Source organism: Kitasatospora sp. NPDC028961, from assembly GCF_055564815.1.
On sequence record NZ_JBVHVO010000035.1, the window covers coordinates 7,844 to 25,556 of the forward strand.

General features: G+C 73.7%; 16 protein-coding genes and 2 pseudogenes. 9 read left to right on the forward strand and 9 right to left on the reverse strand.

The window, feature by feature from the left end; all coding sequences use genetic code 11:
* Positions 1–160: 160 nt before the first annotated feature.
* Positions 161–394 (reverse strand): annotated as a pseudogene (locus tag ACZ4UX_RS33760) (nuclear transport factor 2 family protein); the annotation flags it as partial.
* 39 nt (positions 395–433) lie between these two features.
* On the reverse strand, positions 434–1,690 hold the full coding sequence (locus ACZ4UX_RS33765) for a L,D-transpeptidase (RefSeq protein ID WP_465709428.1): 1,257 nt from the start codon (positions 1,688–1,690) through the stop codon (positions 434–436).
* Between the two features lie 348 nt (positions 1,691–2,038).
* Between ACZ4UX_RS33765 and ACZ4UX_RS33770 the strand changes: the two genes are divergently transcribed.
* Together ACZ4UX_RS33770 and ACZ4UX_RS33775 are read left to right on the forward strand one after the other, a co-directional pair.
* Positions 2,039–3,322 carry a helix-turn-helix domain-containing protein gene (locus ACZ4UX_RS33770; RefSeq protein ID WP_465709429.1) on the forward strand — a complete coding sequence of 428 codons (1,284 nt, stop codon included), beginning with the start codon at positions 2,039–2,041 and terminating at the stop codon, positions 3,320–3,322.
* Positions 3,323–3,438: 116 nt separating this feature from the next.
* The gene (locus ACZ4UX_RS33775) at positions 3,439–3,612 is read left to right on the forward strand and encodes a hypothetical protein (RefSeq protein ID WP_329485234.1); all 174 of its coding nucleotides are present in this window, start codon (positions 3,439–3,441) and stop codon (positions 3,610–3,612) included.
* A gap of 227 nt (positions 3,613–3,839) precedes the next feature.
* Here the strand turns inward: ACZ4UX_RS33775 and ACZ4UX_RS33780 are convergent, their stop codons facing one another.
* From ACZ4UX_RS33780 to ACZ4UX_RS33790, 3 genes are read right to left on the reverse strand one after another with little or no spacing between them, the layout of a single operon-like run.
* Positions 3,840–4,151, reverse strand: a complete 312-nt coding sequence (locus ACZ4UX_RS33780) for an STAS domain-containing protein (RefSeq protein WP_465709430.1) — start codon at positions 4,149–4,151, stop codon at positions 3,840–3,842.
* Complete coding sequence (locus tag ACZ4UX_RS33785) at positions 4,148–5,554, reverse strand: PP2C family protein-serine/threonine phosphatase (RefSeq protein WP_465709431.1); 1,407 nt, start codon at positions 5,552–5,554, stop codon at positions 4,148–4,150. The genes ACZ4UX_RS33780 and ACZ4UX_RS33785 overlap by 4 nt, the downstream gene beginning before the upstream one ends.
* The gene (locus tag ACZ4UX_RS33790; protein WP_465709432.1) at positions 5,554–6,357 is read right to left on the reverse strand and encodes an alpha/beta fold hydrolase; all 804 of its coding nucleotides are present in this window, start codon (positions 6,355–6,357) and stop codon (positions 5,554–5,556) included. The genes ACZ4UX_RS33785 and ACZ4UX_RS33790 overlap by 1 nt, the downstream gene beginning before the upstream one ends.
* 240 nt (positions 6,358–6,597) lie before the next feature.
* Between ACZ4UX_RS33790 and ACZ4UX_RS33795 the strand changes: the two genes are divergently transcribed.
* Positions 6,598–6,972, forward strand: coding sequence for a hypothetical protein (locus tag ACZ4UX_RS33795; RefSeq protein ID WP_465709433.1), 375 nt, complete (start codon positions 6,598–6,600; stop codon positions 6,970–6,972).
* A gap of 192 nt (positions 6,973–7,164) precedes the next feature.
* Here ACZ4UX_RS33795 and ACZ4UX_RS33800 read toward each other — a convergent pair whose 3' ends face one another.
* Complete coding sequence (locus tag ACZ4UX_RS33800; protein ID WP_465709434.1) at positions 7,165–9,546, reverse strand: FHA domain-containing protein; 2,382 nt, start codon at positions 9,544–9,546, stop codon at positions 7,165–7,167.
* A gap of 333 nt (positions 9,547–9,879) precedes the next feature.
* Here ACZ4UX_RS33800 and ACZ4UX_RS33805 point away from each other — a divergent pair, with 333 nt between their 5' ends.
* Positions 9,880–10,101, forward strand: a complete 222-nt coding sequence (locus tag ACZ4UX_RS33805; protein WP_352298391.1) for a hypothetical protein — start codon at positions 9,880–9,882, stop codon at positions 10,099–10,101.
* A 248-nt stretch (positions 10,102–10,349) separates the two neighbouring features.
* Here ACZ4UX_RS33805 and ACZ4UX_RS33810 read toward each other — a convergent pair whose 3' ends face one another.
* Positions 10,350–11,303: a DJ-1/PfpI family protein gene (locus ACZ4UX_RS33810; protein WP_465709435.1), complete on the reverse strand. Its 954-nt coding sequence runs from the start codon at positions 11,301–11,303 to the stop codon at positions 10,350–10,352.
* A gap of 71 nt (positions 11,304–11,374) precedes the next feature.
* Between ACZ4UX_RS33810 and ACZ4UX_RS33815 the strand changes: the two genes are divergently transcribed.
* The 4 genes from ACZ4UX_RS33815 (at position 11,375) to ACZ4UX_RS33830 (ending at position 13,856) form a co-directional block, all read left to right on the forward strand.
* Positions 11,375–12,013, forward strand: a complete 639-nt coding sequence (locus tag ACZ4UX_RS33815) for a DJ-1/PfpI family protein (RefSeq protein ID WP_465709436.1) — start codon at positions 11,375–11,377, stop codon at positions 12,011–12,013.
* Positions 12,014–12,018: 5 nt separating this feature from the next.
* Positions 12,019–12,204 (forward strand): hypothetical protein, encoded by a 186-nt coding sequence (locus ACZ4UX_RS33820; RefSeq protein WP_465709437.1) that lies wholly within the window; start codon positions 12,019–12,021, stop codon positions 12,202–12,204.
* A gap of 240 nt (positions 12,205–12,444) precedes the next feature.
* Positions 12,445–13,179 carry a dienelactone hydrolase family protein gene (locus ACZ4UX_RS33825; RefSeq protein WP_465709438.1) on the forward strand — a complete coding sequence of 245 codons (735 nt, stop codon included), beginning with the start codon at positions 12,445–12,447 and terminating at the stop codon, positions 13,177–13,179.
* Between the two features lie 173 nt (positions 13,180–13,352).
* Positions 13,353–13,856, forward strand: coding sequence for a cupin domain-containing protein (locus ACZ4UX_RS33830; RefSeq protein ID WP_465709439.1), 504 nt, complete (start codon positions 13,353–13,355; stop codon positions 13,854–13,856).
* 297 nt (positions 13,857–14,153) lie between these two features.
* Here ACZ4UX_RS33830 and ACZ4UX_RS33835 read toward each other — a convergent pair whose 3' ends face one another.
* Positions 14,154–15,221, reverse strand: coding sequence for a polysaccharide deacetylase family protein (locus tag ACZ4UX_RS33835; RefSeq protein ID WP_465709440.1), 1,068 nt, complete (start codon positions 15,219–15,221; stop codon positions 14,154–14,156).
* A 434-nt stretch (positions 15,222–15,655) separates the two neighbouring features.
* Between ACZ4UX_RS33835 and ACZ4UX_RS33840 the strand changes: the two are divergent.
* Positions 15,656–15,994, forward strand: a pseudogene (locus ACZ4UX_RS33840) (nuclear transport factor 2 family protein); the annotation flags it as partial.
* A gap of 175 nt (positions 15,995–16,169) precedes the next feature.
* Here ACZ4UX_RS33840 and ACZ4UX_RS33845 read toward each other — a convergent pair.
* Complete coding sequence (locus ACZ4UX_RS33845; RefSeq protein ID WP_465709470.1) at positions 16,170–17,459, reverse strand: amidohydrolase family protein; 1,290 nt, start codon at positions 17,457–17,459, stop codon at positions 16,170–16,172.
* Between the last annotated feature and the right edge of the window lie 254 nt (positions 17,460–17,713).

A 17,713-nucleotide genomic window follows, 5' to 3' on the forward strand; every position in this document is an offset into this window, starting at 1 on the left:
TAGGGTGACTATACAAGACACACAACCCCCCCCCCCCCCCCCCCCTCTCCCCCCCCCCCCCTCCTCCCCCCCCCCCCCCCCCCACACCCCCCCCCCCCCCCCCCGGGGCGGTGCCCGCGTCCGCGGTCCCGGCGAGACGATCGAGGGTCGGCGCGGGGTGTCAGCGGGCGCTGCCCGGGTTCCGGTCGCCGTCGGCGCCTTCGAGCATGAGGGTGGTCTCCTCGATGCGGCGGAAGCGGCCGTCGGGGGCGAGTTCGGCGAAGGCGTAGACCTCGGTGCGGAGGACGGAGCCGTCGGCCTTGACGATCTCCATGGTGTGGCGGTCGGAGTACCGGTCGCCGTCGTCGAGCTCGTCGTGGACCTCGACGGAGCCGCCGGTCACGACCGTGCGCAGCGCACGCGATTCCCTGGGGGGATGAAACGGCCGCCGGGGTTACCAGTTCGCCCAGGGGAGGTTCCAGCCACCCAGGCCGTTGTCGGGCGTCACGGTCTTCTCCTTGGTGTTCACGACCGTGACCACGTCGCCGATCAGGGAGTTGTTGAAGAACGCCCCCGCGACGGAGGTGTCGCTGCCGCCCTCCACGTCCTTGAGCGAGACGCAGCCGTGGCTGGTGTTCGCCTTGCCGAACGGGTCGCCCTTGTACCAGTAGTTGCCGTGGAGGTAGGTGCCGCTGCTGGTGAGCCGCATCGCGTGCGGGGCGGCGGGGATGTCGTACTCGTCGCCGAGGCCGACCGTCCGGGAGTTCATGTGGGTGACCTTCTCCTTGGACATGATCACCATGGTGCCGCCCCACGAGGGGTGCTTGTCGTCGCCGAGCGTGGCGGGCACGGTGGTGCTCCTGCCGTCCCGGACGGTCGTCAATGTGTGGGCGGCCGAGTCGGCCGTGGAGACCTGGGAGCGGCCGACGGTGAACGGTTCGTCCTTGTCCACGTCGCCGTAGACGCCGGGCGAGACCTCGACGCTCTTCAGCCGGTAGTGGATCGTCACCTTGGTACCGGGCTTCCAGTAGTCGGCGGGGCGGAAGTCCAGCCGGTCGTCGCCGAACCAGTGCCCCTTCACCTCGGTGCCGTTGTCGGTCTCGAAGGTGATGCCCTTGGCGACGGCGTCCTTGTTCGTGATCTTCTTGCTGAACTCCACCTTGACGATCATGCCCACGCCGTAGGTCTGGCCGTCGGCGATGTTGTCGTTGGTGGAGACCTGCTTGTCGGGCGTGCGGGTGGTGAAGGTGCTCGTGGAGGCGGCCGCGAGGCCGTCGGCGTCCAGCGCCTGGGCGTTCACGGTGTACGCGGTGCCGGGGGCGAGTGCGGCGGCGGGCTTCCAGCCGGTGCCGTCCGCACTGATCGAGCCGGGGACGGGCTTGCCGTTCTTGTCGGTCACGTCGACGTTGGTGAGCCTGCCGTGGGAGACGGACACCTGGAGCGCGTCCGGTGCGACGCCCCGGGCGCCGTCCTTCGGCGCGACGTCCAGCACGGCGGCCGAGGTCTTGGGCAGGGCCGTGGCCGTGGCCGTGGCCGCCGGCCCGTCGGCGGCGGCGGTGCCCGCTGCCCGGGGGGCCTCGTCGCCCTTGCCCCCGTCGTCGCCGCAGGCCGCGGTCAGCAGCAGGATGCCGCCCATCGTCAGCGCCACCGCGCCGCGGTTGAAACGGTCGCCGGGGCGTATCGCGGTCCGGGGTGCCTGAACAGTGCTCACTTGTGCTCCTCTTCGGTGTTCGCCGGAAGCTTCTCGGCCGCTTCGTCCCAGCCGCAACGGCAGCCGGGCGATCTGGGACGCGGGGACGGCTTTACCGGCTTTGAGCTGGGGGGACGTAACCTTCCTGGGACGCGTCCACGGGACGGCGCAACGGCGAGACCGGCCTCGGGAACCGTGGGACGGTGAGCGGCGTGCTTCTCTTCCGGAGATCGCTTCACGGCGATCCGGCCGCGGCGGGGCGCCACAGCGCCGAGTCCGACCGCCGGAAGCGGCCGGAGACCGTACGGCGCGAGCGCAGCGGACAGGGAAGAGCAGGGCGGAGGAACGGTGGCGGAGGGGTTGGGGGAGATGGGGGAGCGGGACGAGCTCGCCCGGCTGCTCGGGGAGCTGAAGAGCCGCTCGGGGCTCAGCTACGGGGCGCTGGCGAAGAGGCTGCATCTGAGCACCTCGACGCTCCACCGTTACTGCACCGGCGACGTGGTACCGACGGAGTTCGCCCCGCTGGACCTCCTCGCGCGGCTGTGCAGGGCGACGCCGGGGGAACTCGTCGAGCTGTACCGACTGTGGGTCATCGTCCACGCGGCGCGGGGGAGCAGGACGTCACCGGAGTCCGGACCGGCGGATCCGGCGGAGACTCGGACGGAAGCGACGACCTCGGTCGCTCCGGTGGCACCGGTGACCTCGGTGACGCCGGAGGCCCCGGTGATCTCCGCGACGCCGGAGGCTCCGGACCCGGGACGTGCCGTCGAGGTGGGGCCGGTGGTCGCCGACCGCGTCGGACCGGACCCGGTTCCCGGGGCCGCGCAGCGGCTCAGGCGGGTCCGCCGGCGGGGAATCCTGGCCGCGGTGACGGTCACCGCGGTGCTGGCCGCCGTCGGGGCCGTCGCCACGGGGCTGAAGTCGTCCGCGGGCTCCCCGGCCCCGGGCGCTGACGACTCGCCGTCCGCCTCGGCCCCGGTCTCCGCCCCTGCCTCCCCGTCCGCCGGAGCGGGTCCGGGCTCGCCGGGGCCGACCGGCGGGGCGGACACGAGCCCCCCGTTCACGGTCTCGGTCCGGCCGTCCGGCCGGGACAGCGCCTGCGACCAGTACCTGGTGGACCGCCCGCCGTCCGAGGTCCCCCGCCCGCCCGAGCTGCCGGACGTGGCGGGCTGGGTCTCCCGGGTCGGCGCGGTTCCCGGTCACTACCAGTCGATCGAGGTCGTCGTGCAGGGCACCGGCAAGGACACCGTGGTGCTCTCGAAGCTCAACGTCCGGGTCGTCCGGATCGGGCCTCCCCTCGCCTGGAACGCCTACTCCATGGGCGAGGGCTGCGGCAGCGGAGTCGACGTCCACTCCTACGACCTCGATCTGGACGCGGCCCGCCCGTGGGCGGTGGTGACCGAGGGCAGCACCGGTCTGCCGGTCAAGGTGAGCGAGAGCGACCCGGAGGTCATCGAGGTCTCCGCCGAGACCACCTCGCACGAGGTGAGCTGGTACCTCGAACTGGAGTGGTCGAGCGGCGACCGGAAGGGGACGGTCCCGGTCGACCTGGGCCACGGCACGCCGTTTCGCACCAGCGCGGTGAAGGGCCGGCCGCTGTTCGTCTACCCGATCGGCGGGCACGCCTGGGAGCCGAGTCCGTTCCAGCAGTGACGGCGGCCCGGTGCGCCGCGTACGGCGGGCAGCGGGGAGTCTGAGCCGGCTGGGCATGGGGCCGGGGGCGTGGGGCAGACGGCCGGTGTCCGTTCCGGAACCCCTGGGAGGCGCACATGACCGTGAACCTCGTGCTGTTGCTCGGCCCGCTGGTGCTGGCGGCGATCCTGGCCGCCACGGCTCCGTCTCCGGCGCACCACCACCGGCGGCCACGGGCGGCGGTGGTCCGGGACGACCGGATCCGCAGGCCGAGGCACGCCAGGCCCTCCCGCCGGGGTGGTTCCGCCTGACAGCCGCTCGCTCCGGAGCCTGACGACGGCTCGCTCCGGCGCTCCCCACGCCCAGGGCGCGGTCGTACGCGCCGCGGACGTGGTCGACGCAGGGCGAGTGGCCCGACGAACCGCTGCGTGCGCTCGGACTCGCCGTCCCGGAGCCATCCCGGAGCCGTCGCGCGGAACCGTCCCGGAGCCGTCCCCGGCCCCGGGGCGGCCGGCCGCGCCCGCTCGGTGCCCCGTCCTCACACGATGGTGAAGATCTGGGTGAGGCCCGTGATCGCGAGGATGCGCAGGGTGTTCTCGGGCACGGCGGTCAGGGTCAGCTCGGCACCGGCAGCCTGGGTGTGGCGGCGGGCGGCGAGGAGGGCGGTGATGCCGCTGGAGTCGCAGAACTCCACGCCGGACAGGTCGATGACCAGGCACTGGCCGGGGAGCAGCGCGAGGTACTCCACGCGCGCGCGCAGGGTGGGAGCGTGTTCGTAGTCGAGGTCGCCGACGACCTGCAGAGCGGGGCCGGTGGGCGCGTCGCGGTGGGTGATGTTCAGTGGGTTCATCGCCGTGGGTTCGTCGTCGGGCGGATGGGGGACTCGGTGGCGGGGACGCCGAGGGCGAGCAGAGCGGTGTCGTCGTCCAGGCCGTCGCCGAAGCTCTTCAGCAGTGCGGTGAGGGCGCTGATCGTCTCGTCGGGTGGGGCGGGGGCGTGGTCGGCGGCGAACGCGAGCAGGGCGTCGTCGCCGAAGAGGCTTTCCCGGGTCGGGCCGGTGCGGGCCTCGGTGAGGCCGTCGGTGTAGAGGAGGATCGTCTCGCCGGGCGCCAGGGTGGTGCGGGCGGTGGTGAACGGGGCGTCGGGCAGGATACCGATGAGCAGGCCGCCCGGGGTGGGAAGGTACTCGGTGCTGCCGTCGGCGCGCAGGACGAGGGCAGGGGGGTGGCCGCCGGAGGCGATGCGCACGCCGACGCGGCCGTCGTCGTCGGCGGGTTCGACGACGCCGAAGACGGCGGTGCAGTAGCGCGGGTCGCCCGCGGCGGCGTAGTGCTCGTGCAGGACGGCGTTGAGGGTGGTCAGTGCCATGGCGGGTTCGGGGTCGTGCAGGGCCGCGGCGCGCAGGGTGTAGCGGGTGAGCGAGGTGAGGGAGGCGGCCTGGGGCCCCTTGCCGCACACGTCGCCGAGGAAGAACGCCCAGCGGCCGTCGTCGAGGGGGAACAGGTCGTAGAAGTCGCCGCCGAGCCGGTCGGGGGAGGCGGTGTGGTAGTAGGCGGCGGCCTCCAGCCCCGGTACGGCGGGCAGTGACGAGGGGACGAGGGACTTCTGCAGGACAGTGAGGGCCTCGGCCAACCGCTGCCGGTCGGCCTCGGCCTGCCGCAGGGCGGCTTCGGCCTGTGCCCGCGCGCGCTCGGCCTCGGCGCCGGCCCGCTCGGCCTCCGCCCGGGCCCGCTCCGCCGCCGCCTGGGCCCGCTCCGCCTCGGCGCGGGCCCGCTCGGCGTCCTGGCGGCGGTGCAGGAGTTCGGCCTCGTAGGCGCGCCGGTCGGACGCGTCGAAGACGGTGCTGCGGATCAGCAGCGGCTTCCCGCCGGTGCCGCGCTTGACCACGGAGGACACCAGCACCGGCAGGCGGCCCCTGGCCGCGGTCCTCATCTCCAGCGCGATGCCGTGCAGTTCGCCCTGCATCTGCAGCAGCGGCGCGAAGTGCGTCTCGTGGTACAGCTTTCCGCCGACGGTCAGGAGGTCGGCGAAGCGCATCCGGCCCACCACCTCCGCGCGTTCGAGGCCGAGCCAGTCGAGCAGGGTGGTGTTGATCTTGGCGATGGTGCCGTCCATCAGCGTCGACAGGTAGCCGCAGGGCGCGGACTCGTACAGGTCCTCGGCGCTGTCCTCCAGGAGTGCGCTGAAAGCGGCCGTCGTCGCGGCCTGATCGCCGGCTCCCGCCCGCTCCGGTCCGTCACCGGGGCGGGTCATCACCGGCGCTCCTCCAGGAAGGCCAGGATCGCTTCGGCGGTGGCCTCGGGCGCGCTCAGCTGCGGGCAGTGTCCGGTGGCGTCCAGGGTGACCAGGCGCGAGGAGGGGATCGCGGACCGCACGTACGCGCCGACCTCGCGGGGGGCGATCACGTCCTGGGAGCACTCCAGGACCAGGGTCGGCACCCGGACGCTCGCGAGGTCCCCGCGGCTGTCGGTGAGGAAGGTGGTCCGGGCGAAGACCCGGGCGATGTCCGGGTCCGTGGCGCAGAAGCTGTTCGTCAGCTCCTGCCCCAGCTCCGGCCGCTCCGGGGTTCCCATGATCACCGGTGCCATGGCGGAGGACCAGCCCAGGTAGTTCGACTCCAGGGAGGTCAGCAGTTCCTCGATGTCCTCCGTGCTGAAGCCGCCCCGGTAGCCCTCCCCGTCGATGTAGCACGGTGAGGGGGCCACCATCACCAGCGCGCCGATCCGCTGCGGTGCCGCCTCGGCGGCCAGGACCCCCACCATCGCGCTGACCGAGTGCCCGACGAAGACCGCGTCGCGCAGGTCCAGCTCCTCGCACACCTCCACCACGTCCTGTGCGTAGCCCCGGAGCGAGGAGTACCGCTCCTCGCTCCAGGTCGAGAGGTCGGACCCACCGGAGCCGACGTAGTCGAACAGCACCACCCGGTACCGCTCTGCCAGGGCCGGCACGATCAGGCGCCACATGTTCTGGTCGCAGCCGAACCCGTGCGCCAGCACGACCACCGGCCCGTCGGCGGGGCCGGCGAATCTCACGTTGTTCCTGCGGCGAATGTCCATGCCACGCATCCTGCCACCTCGTCGGGGAGGTAACCGCGGTCGGCCCGATGAGAACGGCCCGCCCGGCCACCGCGCCGGCCGCGGGACCCGGCCGCCCCCACCCTTTCGTGGGGCCGGATACGTAGGGAATGTTCGCTCGGAATAGGTACCGGCCACCATGTATCCCGCACTGTTCCGTGGTGTCCAGTGGAGTCGGCGGTCCGCACAGGGTTCCTCCGAGATCACTGGCAGGTGAGTGGCATGTTCATTGGCAAGGGAAGGCCGGTAGATCCTGCGCGAACCGCGCTCTACCTCCGCTGCTACCCCCGCGACCCGGCCGGGACGGACTGCCGGCGCCAGGCCCTGGAACTGCTCGCGCGGGACCACGGGCTGCCGGAGCCCTGTACCTATCTGGATGACGGCCGCCGCCCGGCCGACGGCCTGCCGGGACTCGAACGGCTCGAAAGACACGTGGAGCAAGGCCGGATCGGGACCCTGCTCATACCGGGCCCGTTCGTCTTCTCGCTGAACGACCGCGAGGCCCGCGCGGTGCTGCACCGGCTGCACCGGCTCGGCTGCCGTGTGCTCGAACCGCCCGGCGGGGGAGCGGCCTTCGTACCGGTGACCTGCTCGTAGGCGGCCACCCGGTCGTAGGGGCGCGCCCGGCCGGGGGGCCCCGCGTCCCGACCCCGCCCACCCCTCCGCCCCGCTCCGCCGGGCCCCGCTCCGCCGGGCGGAGGGGTGGGCGTGGGCCGCGTTCGAGGGCCGTCCCCCCGGGCAGCGGGGACGGCCCTCGTCATGGGCGGCGCGGCGCCCGCGCGGCTCCGGCTACCCGCGCATGATGGCGGGTTCGTGGCGGCGCAGCAGCCGGCTGACCAGCACCCCGCAGAGCACCGAGAGGACGACCATCATGCCCAGGTCGAGCAGCAGGGTGCCGACGGAGTGGGTGAAGAGCGGGTCGTCGCTGAAGGTGGCCGGGAAGGCCGCGCCGAGGTCGAGCGTGGCGGCCATCGCGGCGAAGGCCCAGCGGGAGGGGACCAGCCAGGAGAGCTGGTTGAGCACCGGTGCGCCGTTCAGCTGGAGCAGCGCGCCGCAGAAGACGACCTGGACGATGGCGACCAGCACCAGCAGCGGCATGGTCACCTCCTCCTTCTTCACCAGCGCCGAGATCACCAGGCCCAGCATCATCGCGGTCACCGAGAGCAGGGCGACGGCGAGGGTGATTTCGAGCAGCGGAGGCAGCAGGACGCCCTCGGTGCCCGGTGGTCCGAGCTGCACCCCCGCCAGGGCGACCATGGTGAGGACCACCGACTGGACGACGGTGATGGTTCCGAGCACCACGATCTTCGAGCAGAGGTACGCGGATCTGGACAGGCCGACGGCTCTCTCGCGTTGGTAGATGCTGCGTTCCTTGACCAGTTCGCGCACCGCGTTGGCGGCGCCGATCAGTACGCCGCTGACGCAGAGGATGAGCAGGGTGTTGAGGGCGGTGGAGTCGTCGAGGCGGCTGCCGGCCAGGGCCCGGGTCAGGGCGCCCATGACGAACGGCAGGGCGATCATGACGGCGAGGAAGGTGCGGTCGGCGGAGAGCGCGGTGGCGTACCGCCGTACCAGGGTGGAGACCTGCTTGCTCCAGCCGCGCGGCTTGGGCTTGGGCAGGGGCGGCACCACGGCGGCCGCCGGAGCGGCGCCGCCGGGCTGCCCGGCCGGTCCGAGCTGCCCGGGCTGGGGCGGTCGTGCGGTCGCGCCCGCGATGTAGCGCTTGTACGGCGGCGAGGCGCGGTACTGGCCCGCCCAGTCGCGGTCGGTCTCGTTCTCGAACGCCTCGAAGGCCTCGGACCAGTGCTTGAACCCGAAGTGGTCGAGGGTCTCGCCGGGCGGCCCGTACCAGGCGAGGCGCCCGCCGGGGGCGAGCAGCAGCAGGCGGTCGCACAGGTCGAGGCTGAGCACGCTGTGGGTGACCACGACGATGGTGTGCCCGTCGTCGGCCAGGCCGCGCAGCATCTGCATCACCGAACGGTCCATGCCCGGGTCGAGGCCGCTGGTGGGCTCGTCGAGGAAGAGCAGGGACGGCTTGGTGAGCAGTTCGAGGGCGACGCTGACCCGTTTGCGCTGGCCGCCGGAGAGGGTGGAGATCACCTGGTCGGCGCGTTTGGTCAGACCGAGTTCGGTGATCACCTCCTCGACCCGGGCGGAGCGTTCGGCGGGGGCGGTGTCGCCGGGGAAGCGCAGCTCACCGGCGTAGCCGAGGGCCCGGCGGACGGTCAGCTGGGTGTGCAGGATGTCGTCCTGCGGCACGAGGCCGATGCGGTGCCGCAGTTCCGCGTAGTCGTGGTACAGGTCGCGGCCGTCGTAGCGCACGGTGCCGCGGTCGGCGGGGCGCAGGCCGGTGAGAGCGTTGAGCAGGGTGGACTTGCCGGCGCCGCTCGGACCGGCGACGGCGAGCAGGCAGTGCTGGCCGACCGGGAAGGAGACCTGGTCGAGCAGGACGCGGCCGTCGCCCACCTCGACGGTGAGGCCTTCGACGTCGAGGTCGATGTCGCCGGTGTCGACGAACTCCTGCAACTGGTCGCCGACCAGGCAGAAGGCGGAGTGGCCGATGCCGACGATGTCGGCGGGACCGACCAGGGCCTGCCGGATCGGCAGGCCGTTGAGGTAGGTGCCGTTGTGGCTGTCCAGGTCGGCGATCTCGTACCGGCCGTCGGAATGGGCGCGCAGTTCGGCGTGGTGCCGGGAGACGGACAGGTCACCGAGCACCAGGTCGTTGTCGGGCGCCCGGCCGATCCGGATCACCTTGGCGGGCAGCCGGCGGACGCTGGTCGGCGGCCGGTCCAGGCCGGTGATGGCGGTCAGCGCGGAGGGTTGCGGGTCCCTGACCACGGTCGGCTTGTGCAGGGCGCTCAGGGTGCAACAGGGGCCGTCGGAGGCGTTGCCGAACCGCAGGATGTACCCGGGGCCGACGTCCAGGTGCTGGACGCGGTGGCCCTGGCAGAAGGTGCCGTTGGTGGAGCCGGCGTCATCGAGCATCCAGTGGCCGTCGTCGACGTGCAGGACGGCGTGGTGCCAGGACACCCTCGGGTCGGCCAGCACGACATCGCTGGTGGGGTCACGCCCGACGGCATAGCTGTGCCCCGGGCTCATCACCTGCGAGTCACTGTCGGTCTCGATGAGGAGCTGCGGCGCGGTGAGCGCGAACTCTCGCTCTGCCATACCACCGATGCTAGACGAGTCGGCCCGATAGTTCCCCGGCCGGCCAGGCCCCCCGCGAGGCCGCGGACGTGGGGGCGGCGCTCGGCCACGGCGGGTGACGGCCGAGGTGCCGGTCACCCCCTCCGGGACCGGGACAGCGGCCCGCGTACGAGCCCGCCCGTGCCCCGGTCGGCCGCCCGGCGCGGACCGGCGCCGGAGGGCGGCTACGGTCCCGCTGGTGAAGACCTGGACGGAGCTCCCCGCCGAGACCGATGTCGAAGCCGTCGTCCGCCGCTCATCTTCGTCACGTCGATCGTGCTTTGGTTCAGGCCGCTCTGCTGCGAGACTGGGATCATGACCCCTGACCGTCGCAGCCTCGGGCTGCCCGCGTTCTCCGAGCCCGTCGCCGATGCCTCCGCCGTGCCCGCCCAGTCCGGCGGCCGCCGACTGCTGCCGGTCGAGCAGGGCGCCGACTTCCGCCAGCCGCCCACCGAGACCGTCGACGAGCCCGCCCCGGTGCGGCGCCCGCTCGGCGTCGGCGGCCTGACCTTCTCCGACCCGGACCGGCAGATCTGACCGGCTCCGTGCGTGCCGCCGCGCGGTCCTGACCTGCGGCGGCCGCCCGATCACCCGGGCGTTCGCCGCGCTCTCTCCGGCGACTTCACTCCGGCGACTTCACTCCGGCGACTTCTCTCCGGCGACCTCTCTCCGGCGACTTCGCTTCGCCGGCGCGGCAGGGCTGGCGACCTGGACCGGCCACCCGGCGAGTCGCCGGGCCGGGGCCACCAGGACCACGTGACGCCCGGAGGCGTCGACCCTGCCGGTCAGCGCCGGAACTGGCGCCGGTACACGGCGGGGCTGACGCCCATCGTCTCCCGGAAGTGGTGGCGAAAGCCCGCGACGGTCAGTCCCACCCGGGCGGCCACCCCCTCGATCGGCTGGTCCGCGGACTCCAGCAGGACGGCGCCGGCCCGGATCCGCTCCCGGGTGATCCAGCGTCCCGGCGGCAGACCGGCCGCGTCGACGAAGCGGCGTTCGAACTGCCGGACCGACAGGTGCGCGAGCCCGGCCAGTTCCTCGACGGCGAGGCGCCGGTGCAGGTTGTCCCGCGCGAACCGCATGGCGGTGTCGACCGGATCGTCGGACGGCGCCCTGCCCACCGGATGCTCCGCGAACTGGGCCTGGCCGCCCTCGCGGTGTGCGGCCACGACCATGCGGCGGGCCACCCGGGCGGCGACGTCGGCGCCGTGGTCGGTGCGGACGAGGTGCAGGCAGACGTCGATGCCGGCGGCGGTTCCGGCGGCGGTGACGACCGACCCGTGGTCGACGTAGAGCACCGACGCGTCGACCGCCACCGCCGGATGACGTTCCTGGAGCAGCCGCGCGTGCCGCCAGTGCGTGGTCGCCTCCTTCCCGTCCAGCAGGCCGGCGGCGGCCAGGGCGAAGGCGCCGCTGCAGATGGACACCACGCGTGCTCCTCGCGCGTGCGCGTCCCGCAGCGCCTCCAGCACGGCCGGGGCGACCTCGCGGCGCACGTCCGCGACCCCCGGGACGATGACGGTGTCGGCGTACCGGAGGCGGTCCAGCCCGTGGTGCACCACGATGTCGAAGCCCCCGACGACCCGGTGCGGTCCGGGGGTCTCGGCGCACAGCTCGAACCGGTACCACCACTCCACTGCCAGCTCCGGCCGGGGGACCGCGAACACCTCGGCGACCGTGGAGAGTTCGAACGGGGCCATGCCGTCGAAGGCCAGGCAGGCGATCCGGTGGCTACGCATGGCGGAATCCTAGCGGCACGCGTCGTTTCCGACACTGCCCGGCGAGGTCCGCGAGGCCCGAACCTGGCGGCATGCCAATCGACAGCACCGCACCGCTCACCTTCGGAATGCTCCTCTTCGACGAGGTCGAGGTCCTCGACATGGGCGGCCCCTTCGAGGTCTTCAGCACCGCCGGCCGGCTGGCCCGCACCGCCGACGACAGGCCCCTGCTGCGCGTCGTGACGGTCGCGGCCGGCGACCGCCCGGTCCGTGCGCGCGGCGGGCTCGGGATCCTGGCGGATCACACCCTGGACGAGGATCCGCCCTTCGACGTGCTGGTGATCCCCGGCGGTGTCACCACGGCGGTCGAGGCGGACCGGGAGGTGATCGACTGGCTCGCCCGGCGCCGGGAGACCTCCGCAGTGACGTTCAGCATCTGCACCGGGGCCTTCCTGCTCGCCGCCACCGGAGCGCTGGACGGCCGCCCGGCCACGACCCACTGGGAGGACCAGGAGGAGCTGGCCCGGCGTTGGCCCGGCATCCGGGTGCGCACCGACGTCCGGTGGGTCGACGACGGCGACATCGTCACCTCCGCCGGGATCAGCGCGGGGATCGACGCCAGCCTGCACCTCGTGGGCCGGCTCTTCGGCGAACGGCTCGCCCGCCGCACCGCCCGCCAGATGGAGTACACCTGGACACCCGAGAGCACCGCCGGGGCCGGGCGGCCCTGATCGCGGTGGGTGACCGGATCCCGTCGGCCCTGGTCGCGGCGGGTGTCCGGATCCCGTCCGGCCCGGTCGAGCGGCGGTGGGCCGGACGCCGCCAGGTCGCCCCCGCGTCGTTGGCCGAGATCATCCTTGCCAACCGCCACGTCGGCATGCCGTCCCGGCGGCGGCCCGGTCCGGTGGACTACGCTTCGTGACCATGACGACCGGGACGGCCTCGCGCCACACACGGATCGGCGACCCGGTGCTCTCCTGAGCGCCGAACGGGCTGGTACGGGACCGCTGTTCGAGCGAGGGCAGCCCGGCCGGCCGAGGAGCGGCCCGCCCGGCGCGTCGCGGCGCCCGGGTTCTCGGCCCGCACCCGGCGCCGCCGCCCGGGCTCCGCCCCTTGTCGTGTTGACCACGGGTTCGACACCTCAACCACGACAGGAGAGTTCATGCCCATCGAGACGCTGCGGATTCCCACCCCGGACGGCGAGGCCGACGCGTTCGCCGCCTTCCCCGACGACGGCGAGCGGCACCCCGGGGTGCTGATGTACGCCGACGGCTTCGGTATCCGGCCCGTGCTGCGGGAGCTGGCCCTCGAACTGGCCGGGCACGGATACTACGTGCTCGTCCCCAACGTCTTCTACCGGCACGGCCCGACACCGGTGCTCGACCTTCCCGCGCACATCGGAGCGGAGGCCCGGCCGGCGGTCTTCGCCCAGCTGATGCCCTTGATCGAGGCGCACACCGCCGAGCGCGCCCTGAGCGACGCCGAGGCCTACCTCGGGTTCCTGACCACCCGGCCCGAGGTCGGCGACGGTCCGGTCGCGGTGACCGGCTACTGCATCGGCGGTCTCCTGGCGATGCGCACCGCCGCGGCCCACCCCGGCCGGGTGGCCGCCGTCGCCGCGCTCCACGGCCCCGTGGGCGCCGACGGGCCCGGCCTCTTCTCCAGGCTCACCGCCCAGGTCCACCTCGGCCATGCCGAGGGCGACATGACGCCCGAGGCACTCGCCGAGCTCAACCGGGCCCTGGACGCCGCGGGTGTCGACCACACCTCCGAGATCTACCCCGGCACCCTCCACGGCTTCACCATGGCCGACACCGATGCCTTCAGCCCGTCCGGGCTGGAGCGCCACTGGGACCGGCTGCTCCCACTCCTGGACCGCACCGTGGCGAAGGGCTGAGGCCTCCCGAGCGGACACCGAGCTGACGGACCGAGCCAGGGAGTCCCGACGGGAGCGGTGGCCCCTGCGGGCGGTCGGGGGCGGGCCTTCGCACTCGATGGCCCGTCCAACTCGCGCGCGGACGGTGGACGTTCAGGGGCCGACAATGGGGTGCCGAGGCGAGGGAGCGTGGGATGACGACGGCGCGCGAGTGGATCGAGCTGCTGGGGCTGGAGCCGCATGTGGAGGGCGGGTACTTCCGGCGTACGTTCCAGGCGGACCACCGCGCCCGGGTGCGCACGCCGGCGGGTGAGCGGTACACCCTCACCTCCATCCACTACCTGCTGACGTCCTGGTCGCCGATCGGCCACTGGCACCTCAACCGGTCCGACATCCTGCACTTCCACCACCACGGTGACCCGATCACGTACCACCTGCTGCTCCCTGACGGAACGGCGGAGACCGCCGTGCTCGGCCCGGACCCGGCCCGGGGGCAGCTCCTCACGCTCGCCGTCCCGGGCGGTGTCTGGAAGGCCTCGCACCTCACGTCCGGCGACCACGGGCTGATCAGCGAGGCGGTCGCACCTGGCTTCGACTTCGCCGACATGACCCTCGGCCGGCCCGCGGACCTCCTGGCCCGCTTCCCGGGCCACGAGGAGCTCATCCACCGCTACTGCCGCCCCTCCGAACCGGTCTGAGGGCGTGGGATCCACCGGGGGAGACCTCGCCGGTGGGGCCGGTACCGCTGCCGACCACCGGGCCCGCTTCGACCTGGCCCTGGACGCCCAGGTGACGCGACATCAGGTCCCGCCCCGGCGCCGCCGACGAACGAGGCGCACCGCCCGTCGCCCCTCGGGCCCTGCCGCGCCCCGTCCTCGGCGCGACGATCGGGCCGGGGGAGGTGCCCCGGCCACACCCGGGGCGTTCCGTCCGGGAGGCCGGCGCGGCCCACGCTGTTCGGCGGGCCGCGCCGGCCCCTGTCCTGATCGGGGTCCTCAGCCTGCGGGGAAGTCGAAGCCGTACCCCTGCGCGGTCATCCAGGGCAGCAGTTGCCGGAGCGCCGCGACCGTCTCGGTACGGTCGCCACCGCCGTCGTGCATCAGCACCACACCGCCGGGGCGCAGTTCGCGCTGGACGTTCGCCACGATCGCGGCCACGCCCGGCTTGGTCCAGTCGAGGCTGTCCACCGTCCAGGTCAGCGAGCGCATCCCGGCGGCGGCCGCGACCTGCTCGTTGGCCGAGGTGAAGCCACCGCCCGGGGCGCGGAACCAGGGCACGCGGGTGCCCGGTCCGCCGGCCCGGACGATCATGTCCTTCGCGGGTCCGATCTCGTCGGCCTGCTGGTCGTGGGAGAGCGCGGCGAACGGCTGGAGGTGGTGGACGGTGTGGTCGCACAGGCGGTGCCCGGCGGCCAGGATGCGCTTGACCAGCGCGGGGTTCGCGGTGGCCTGCGGGCCGATCTCGCAGAACGTCGCCTTGACGCCGTACCGCGCCAGCACGTCCAGCACGTCGGTGGTGGCGGGGCCCGGGCCGTCGTCGAAGGTGAGCGCGACCGTCCGGCCGCCCTTCGCGGTGGACCGGACCAGGGCGACGGGGGCGCCCGAGCTCGGGGCGGCCGCGGGCGTCGTGCTCGCGGCGGCGGACCCGGTCGGGCGACGGCTCGGCGTGGCCGGATGGGAGGGCACCCCGGAGGCCGAGGGCGAGGCCGCTCCGCTCGCCGGGGCGGCCCCGGGCGCGCTCGCGCCCATGCGCAGGCCCACGATGCCGCTCTGCGCCGGCCCGCACGCGGTGACCGCGGCGACGAACAGGGCGGCGCAGACGACCCGGAGGCCCCCGCGCCGGGTCCGCACCGCCGAGGGGCGGAGCGAACGGGCCCGGCCGGACCGGGCCGGCCGCTTGGCGCCGACCCCGCCCGGCCCGCCCGGCCCGCCCGATCCGCCCGATCCACCCGATCCGGAGGATCCGGAGGATCCGGACGAGGCGCCGGAGCAGGCGACGGCCGTCCGGAGGACGACGGCTTCGGCGGTGGCGCTCAGCACCGTTCTACGTGCGAGGTCGAGCATGGTCCCCCCTGGGGTTTGACCGGGTGGCGGGGGCGGTCCGGCGAGCCGGGCGCGACCTCCAGCACCACGCCGGTCCGAAGCGGACGGGTCGGGTGAATCTCCTGGTCGGCATGGACTGCGAACGAGGCGGTGTCGGGGACACCGGTGTTCGCCGTCGTGCGTCACGTGGGAGAAGAGCCCGCAGGACCGGACCGAGCACGCCCTGTTGCGCGCGTGTGACAGGGCCGGGACCGTCCCCCGACGTCGGCCCCGGCGGGCGTCCGGCGGGAGGTCGCCCGGACCGCGCCCACCGGGGAGAACTCGACGGGCTCGGGCGGCGCCCGCCGGTCCGCCGGTCCGTCGCGTGACGCCGGGGGCCGAACGGCTGATGAACGGGCCTCTTGCGTTGGGCGGGGCCCGGCCGACGGGAGAACGTTGTCATGCAACGTGACGAGATGCTGCACCTCTTCGAGGTCCACCGCGAAGCCGAGAGAGCGCGCGACTTCGATGCCGTGCTCGCGACCTTCACCGACGACTGCTTCTTCGAGACGGTGGCCCTCGGACGCCGGGTCGAGGGGAAGGCGGCCACCCGCGCCGCTTACGCGGCCTTCTTCACCGCCTTCCCCGACATCGTGCCCGTCGACCAGGGCATGACCTTCGGCGACGACGTGATCGTCGTCTGGGGCGAGCTGCGCGGCACGAGCGGCGGCCCCTGGCTCGGTGTCCCGCCGGGTGGCGGGTCGTTCGTGGTGCCGTTCGCCAACGTCGCACCGTTCAAGGACGGCCGGATGGCGGGCGAGCGGATCCTACTTCGACCTCGCCACGCTCTGCGAACAGGCCGGACTGTCGACCGAGGAGATCAGGGCCGCCGCGAGAGCGGCGGCCGGGAGCGGTCCCGGCTGACACCCTGCCAGGACCAGGCTGCGCCGGTCGGAGCGGCCGGGGACCGCGCGCCGTGCCGGCTCGCGGTCAGCGGGCCCTCCTCGGGGCGAAGGGGGACCGGCGTTCGCGCACGGCCGCCACCGCCCTGGCGACCTGGACGTCGAAGGCGTCGAGCTGCTCGGCCTCGGCGGGGCTCGCGACGAAGGTGCGTCGGTCACAGGCCGTGCCCCCGCGCCAGATCCGTTCGATCGCGCGGGTCGCGGTGATGTCCGTCAACGGGTCACCGGACACCAGGACCAGATCCGCGCGCCGCCCGGCCGCGATGCGTCCCCGGTCGGTGAGGCCGAAGACCCGGGCCGGCTCGGCCGTGGCGGCGGCCAGGGCCCGCGCCGGGCCGATGCCGCACCGGACCAGGAGCTCCAGCTCCCGGTGCAGGCTCGCCCCGAACACGGTCCCCGGGTTCGGGGCGTCGGTGCCCGCCAGCAGCGTGATCCCCGCGTCGGCCAGCCGCCGTACGTTCTCCTCGGCCCGGGAGTAGGGCGGCATCGCCCGGCCGCGCCGGCCCGGGGCGGCCGAGGTCAACCGCCGTGTCCAGGCTTCGCCGAGCGGCCCGGCGAGCCGCGGGTCGCCCGCCACGGCCGCGCCACCCGGTTCACCGAGGGTGTTCTCGATGGTGGCGAGCGTCGGACCGACCGCGATCCCGGCCTCGGCCAGGCGTCCGACCAGAGCCTCGTCCAGCTCGGCGTCCACGGGGACGTGGGCCAGCACGTCGACACCGGCGGCCACCACCTCCTCGACGCCGGCCACCGAGCTCACATGGGCGACGACGAGCAGGCCGCGGGCATGCGCGGCGGTGACCAGCGCGGTGACGGTCCCGGAGTCCAGCGACGGCCAGAGACCGCCGGTGCCGGAGATGATCTTCAGATAGTCCGAACCCGCCGCGATCCGCTCCGCGACGAACCGCTCGGCCTGGTCGGCGGCGGTCAGGGTCGGGAACGGGGCGTACATCAGCGACGGGTGTCCGTCGGGCGCCGTGGCACCGACACCCGAGGAACGCACATCGGCCACGTCCGGACGGGAACCGGCCTGCTCCTTGGCCCGCGCCACCAGGTCGGGCTTGCTGAACATGTCGAGAACGGTGGTGACGCCGAAGGTCAACGACTGTGCGAGGGCGCCGGGAACGAGGTGCACGTGCGCGTCGATCAGTCCGGGGAACACCGTTCCGCCACCGGCGTCGACCACGTCGTCGCCGTCCCGGGCGGCCGGGGCCGCCGAACACTCGGTGATCAGCCCGTCGGCGAACCGGACCGAAGTCCAGTCCCGCGACCTCGTGCCGTCGAACACCTTGGCGTTCACGATCGTCGTCGCCGCGGCCATGGCGTCCACCCCCGGGGAATCCTGAGTAGGGCGGGACGGCGAGAGGCCACCCGAGGTCCTCGACCTCACCGGCGCGGAAGCCGCCCGCCACGCAGGGAGTCTACGACCCGCGCCACCCACCGGTACGGGGTCGGGGGGGGGGGGGGGGGGGGGGGGAACAACGCCAAAAGGACCGAAGTCCACGCAACCCACACTACCCAACCACTCACTGGGGTTTCTTCCTTTGTCGTCCGGAGGGGGGGGGAGAGTCGCCG

Bases quoted from the DNA above. Each gene is read 5' to 3' on its own strand.
- ACZ4UX_RS33785 (WP_465709431.1), bottom strand. From the start codon at position 5,554: ATGACCCGCCCCGGTGACGGACCGGAGCGGGCGGGAGCCGGCGATCAG.
- ACZ4UX_RS33845 (WP_465709470.1), bottom strand. From the start codon at position 17,459: ATGGCCGCGGCGACGACGATCGTGAACGCCAAGGTGTTCGACGGCACG.
- ACZ4UX_RS33810 (WP_465709435.1), bottom strand. From the start codon at position 11,303: ATGCGTAGCCACCGGATCGCCTGCCTGGCCTTCGACGGCATGGCCCCG.
- ACZ4UX_RS33805 (WP_352298391.1), top strand. From the start codon at position 9,880: ATGACCCCTGACCGTCGCAGCCTCGGGCTGCCCGCGTTCTCCGAGCCC.
- ACZ4UX_RS33790 (WP_465709432.1), bottom strand. From the start codon at position 6,357: ATGGACATTCGCCGCAGGAACAACGTGAGATTCGCCGGCCCCGCCGAC.
- ACZ4UX_RS33775 (WP_329485234.1), top strand. From the start codon at position 3,439: ATGACCGTGAACCTCGTGCTGTTGCTCGGCCCGCTGGTGCTGGCGGCG.
- ACZ4UX_RS33830 (WP_465709439.1), top strand. From the start codon at position 13,353: ATGACGACGGCGCGCGAGTGGATCGAGCTGCTGGGGCTGGAGCCGCAT.
- ACZ4UX_RS33835 (WP_465709440.1), bottom strand. From the start codon at position 15,221: ATGCTCGACCTCGCACGTAGAACGGTGCTGAGCGCCACCGCCGAAGCC.
- ACZ4UX_RS33800 (WP_465709434.1), bottom strand. From the start codon at position 9,546: ATGGCAGAGCGAGAGTTCGCGCTCACCGCGCCGCAGCTCCTCATCGAG.
- ACZ4UX_RS33770 (WP_465709429.1), top strand. From the start codon at position 2,039: ATGGGGGAGCGGGACGAGCTCGCCCGGCTGCTCGGGGAGCTGAAGAGC.
- ACZ4UX_RS33825 (WP_465709438.1), top strand. From the start codon at position 12,445: ATGCCCATCGAGACGCTGCGGATTCCCACCCCGGACGGCGAGGCCGAC.
- ACZ4UX_RS33780 (WP_465709430.1), bottom strand. From the start codon at position 4,151: ATGAACCCACTGAACATCACCCACCGCGACGCGCCCACCGGCCCCGCT.
- ACZ4UX_RS33795 (WP_465709433.1), top strand. From the start codon at position 6,598: ATGTTCATTGGCAAGGGAAGGCCGGTAGATCCTGCGCGAACCGCGCTC.
- ACZ4UX_RS33815 (WP_465709436.1), top strand. From the start codon at position 11,375: ATGCCAATCGACAGCACCGCACCGCTCACCTTCGGAATGCTCCTCTTC.